The sequence below is a fragment of the Stenotrophomonas sp. NRRL B-14846 genome (assembly GCF_050473585.1).
GTDB lineage: Bacteria > Pseudomonadota > Gammaproteobacteria > Xanthomonadales > Xanthomonadaceae > Stenotrophomonas.
The window spans coordinates 5,001-7,500 of record NZ_JBFLUN010000023.1; the positions used below are offsets into that span (position 1 = coordinate 5,001).

The window sequence follows — 2,500 nt, forward strand, 5'->3', positions numbered from 1 at the left end:
TGAAGGTGCGGTAACACGCACTGGAGGCCCGAACCCACTCCCGTTGCAAAGGTAGGGGATGAGGTGTGATTAGGAGTGAAAAGCTAATCGAACCCGGAGATAGCTGGTTCTCCTCGAAAGCTATTTAGGTAGCGCCTCATATGTATCCTCTCGGGGGTAGAGCACTGTTATGGCTAGGGGGTCATCGCGACTTACCAAACCATTGCAAACTCCGAATACCGAGACGGACTGTATGGGAGACACACGGCGGGTGCTAACGTCCGTCGTGAAAAGGGAAACAACCCAGACCCACAGCTAAGGTCCCAAATTTTGTGCTAAGTGGAAAACCATGTGGAAAGGCACAGACAGCCAGGAGGTTGGCTTAGAAGCAGCCACCCTTTAAAGAAAGCGTAATAGCTCACTGGTCGAGTCGGTCTGCGGGGAAGATTTAACGGGGCTAAGCACAGAACCGAAGCTTGGGGTGCATAACTTTGTTATGCGCGGTAGAGGAGCGTTCCGTAAGCCGTTGAAGGTGGATTGAGAAGTCTGCTGGAGGTATCGGAAGTGCGAATGCTGACATGAGTAACGATAATGCGGGTGAAAAACCCGCACGCCGAAAGCCCAAGGTTTCCTTGCGCAACGTTAATCGGCGCAGGGTGAGTCGGCCCCTAAGGCGAGGACGAAAGTCGTAGTCGATGGGAAGCAGGTTAATATTCCTGCACCTCGCGTAAGTGCGATGGAGGGACGGAGAAGGTTAGGTGTACCAGGCGTTGGTTGTCCTGGGGAAAGGCGGTAGGTTTGGATCTTTGGCAAATCCGGGATCCTTTAAGACCGAGCACCGAGACGAGCCTTTAAGGCGAAGTCACTGATACCACGCTTCCAGGAAAAGCTCCTAAGCTTCAGCTTACGCAGACCGTACCGTAAACCGACACAGGTGGGTAGGATGAGAATTCTCAGGCGCTTGAGAGAACTCGGGTGAAGGAACTAGGCAACATGGCACCGTAACTTCGGGAGAAGGTGCACCCTTTTTGGTGGCTCGTGCGAGCTATAGCTGAAGAGGGTCGCAGTAACCAGGCCGCTGCGACTGTTTATCAAAAACACAGCACTCTGCAAACACGAAAGTGGACGTATAGGGTGTGACGCCTGCCCGGTGCTGGAAGGTTAATTGATGGGGTCAGCCGCAAGGCGAAGCTCTTGATCGAAGCCCCAGTAAACGGCGGCCGTAACTATAACGGTCCTAAGGTAGCGAAATTCCTTGTCGGGTAAGTTCCGACCTGCACGAATGGCGTAACGACAGCGGCGCTGTCTCCACCCGAGACTCAGTGAAATTGAAATCGCTGTGAAGATGCAGCGTTCCCGTGGCAAGACGGAAAGACCCCGTGAACCTTTACTATAGCTTTACACTGAACGTTGAGTTCGTCTGTGTAGGATAGGTGGGAGGCTATGAAACTGTGGCGCTAGCTGCAGCGGAGCCATCCTTGAAATACCACCCTGTCGTGCTTGACGTTCTAACCTGGGCCCATTATCTGGGTCGGGGACCGTGTATGGTGGGTAGTTTGACTGGGGCGGTCTCCTCCTAAAGAGTAACGGAGGAGCTCGAAGGTACGCTCAGCGCGGTCGGACATCGCGCACTGTGTGCAAAGGCATAAGCGTGCTTGACTGCAAGATCGACGGATCAAGCAGGTAGGAAACTAGGACTTAGTGATCCGGTGGTTCTGTATGGAAGGGCCATCGCTCAACGGATAAAAGGTACTCCGGGGATAACAGGCTGATACCGCCCAAGAGTTCATATCGACGGCGGTGTTTGGCACCTCGATGTCGGCTCATCACATCCTGGGGCTGTAGTCGGTCCCAAGGGTATGGCTGTTCGCCATTTAAAGTGGTACGCGAGCTGGGTTCAGAACGTCGTGAGACAGTTCGGTCCCTATCTGCCATGGGCGTTGGAGATTTGAGAGGGGCTGCTCCTAGTACGAGAGGACCGGAGTGGACGAACCTCTGGTGTTCCGGTTGTCACGCCAGTGGCATTGCCGGGTAGCTATGTTCGGAAGCGATAACCGCTGAAAGCATCTAAGCGGGAAGCGCGCCTCAAGATGAGATCTCCCGGGGCACAAGCCCCCTGAAGGAACCATGTAGACTACGTGGTTGATAGGTCAGGTGTGTAAGTACAGCAATGTATTGAGCTAACTGATACTAATGATCCGTGCGGCTTGACCATATAACCTCAAGTTGCCTTGGCTTTACGACAACGTCGTAAGAGCATCCAAGTGCACGCTACGTCACAAGAACTATGCGAGGCTGGCGCCTTGTCCCACCGGGACGAGTGCGACTCTCCAAAAGCCTCCCTGGTGAAATTAGCGCTGTGGAACCACCCGATCCCATCCCGAACTCGGAAGTGAAACGCAGCTGCGCCGATGGTAGTGTGGCTCAAGCCATGCGAGAGTAGGTCATCGCCAGGGTTTACACCCAAAACCCCGCTGCATGCGCAGCGGGGTTTTCCTTTTTTTGCAGGCACCTGGTTTCG

Annotated in this window: 2 rRNA genes (1 of these 2 running past the window's edge); both read left to right on the forward strand. The window is 54.1% G+C overall.

What is annotated here, in order from left to right:
* Positions 1 to 2,194 (forward strand): 23S ribosomal RNA (locus AB1281_RS21845); it begins 686 nt to the left of the window's first position.
* Between the two features lie 126 nt (positions 2,195 to 2,320).
* Positions 2,321 to 2,435: ribosomal RNA gene (gene rrf / locus AB1281_RS21850) — 5S ribosomal RNA — on the forward strand.
* Positions 2,436 to 2,500: the final 65 nt, after the last annotated feature.